The sequence below is a fragment of the Muricoccus roseus genome (genome assembly GCF_900141905.1).
Classification (GTDB): domain Bacteria; phylum Pseudomonadota; class Alphaproteobacteria; order Acetobacterales; family Acetobacteraceae; genus Roseomonas; species Roseomonas rosea.
Genome location: NZ_FQZF01000078.1, coordinates 1 through 1,214, shown reverse-complemented (window position 1 = coordinate 1,214; position 1,214 = coordinate 1). Strand labels below are relative to the sequence as shown.

Sequence of the window (1,214 nt, the reverse complement as noted above, 5' to 3'; positions counted from 1 at the left end):
GCCTTCGGCGAGAGCCGTCCGCTGGTCCCGACCGCCGATGGCGTGCGTGAGCCGCAGAACCGCCGCGTCGAGATCGTCCTGCGCTAATCCCGCGGGACCTTCGACTTCAGCATCGGAGGGGCGGAGCCGGAAGGCTCCGCCCCTTCTTTGCAACCTGAACGGAATGATTCTGTGGCTTCCCGGTCACAGTATGCCTCCTGCGAGCCTGGTGGATGTTGGGGCCGTAAACCCGCGAACGCATTTGGACTTTCGGTTGTGCCGCGACTGATGGCGGCCCGCCCCCCAACGAAGGATCTGTCACTAATGTCGTTCCGTAAGGCCCTCCTGGCGGCCACCGTCGTCGCGGTGCCCGCCTCCGCCATGGCTCAGCAGACCCCCGTGCAGCCGGTGACTGGCCTCTACATTGCCGGCGGCGCAGGCGTGAACTGGCTGATGGACCGTGACCTCGACGCGCGTGGCGGGAACCGCACTTACTTCACCGACCGCAACACCACCGCCTATGGCGAGACCCGCCAGAACACCGGCTGGGTCGGCGCTGCCGCGCTCGGCTGGGGCTTCGGCAACGGCTTCCGCGCCGAGATCGAGGGCAACTACCGCCAGAATGAGGTGGACAAGATGGGCGGCTTTGGCGGCCCGGGTACCACCAGCGCCTTCCGGAACGGCGGCGGCGACATCCGCCAGTATGGCGTGATGGCCAATGCCTACTACGACTTCGTCATCCCCCGCTTCCCGGTGGTCCCCTATATCGGTGCCGGCGCCGGTTACGTGTGGACGGAATATGACGGCGTGCGCGGCACCCGCAATGTTCCCGGCGGCAACTCGGTGGTGATCGACGACACGGACGGCCGCTTCGCCTGGCAGGGCATCGCGGGCGCCGCCTACCCGATCTCCTCAGTTCCCGGCCTCGCCCTGACCCTCGAGTACCGGTACATGGGCACGCTTGAGCCGCGCCTGAACGGCCGCGTGGTGACGCCGGGCGGGCAGACCGTCTCGACCGGTCGCTTCGAGGCCGACAGCGCTGAGAACCACTCGGTGATGCTGGGCGTTCGCTACGCCTTCAACCAGCCGCGCCCGGCGCCCGTCGCCGTCGCTGCCCCGGCTCCCGCCGCGGCCCCGGCTCCGGCCCGCACCTACCTCGTCTTCTTCGACTTCGACCGCGCCGACCTGACGGACCGCGCCCGCCAGATCATCGCGGACGCCGCCCAGGCCGTGAC

Annotated in this window: 1 protein-coding gene; it reads left to right on the top strand. The window is 68.9% G+C overall.

Annotation, left to right across the window (positions count from 1 at the left end; all coding sequences use genetic code 11):
- Window positions 1-303: 303 nt before the first annotated feature.
- Window positions 304-1,214 (top strand): outer membrane protein (locus tag BUB97_RS25360; protein ID WP_073140734.1); only part of this gene is annotated, 911 nt, incomplete at its 3' end.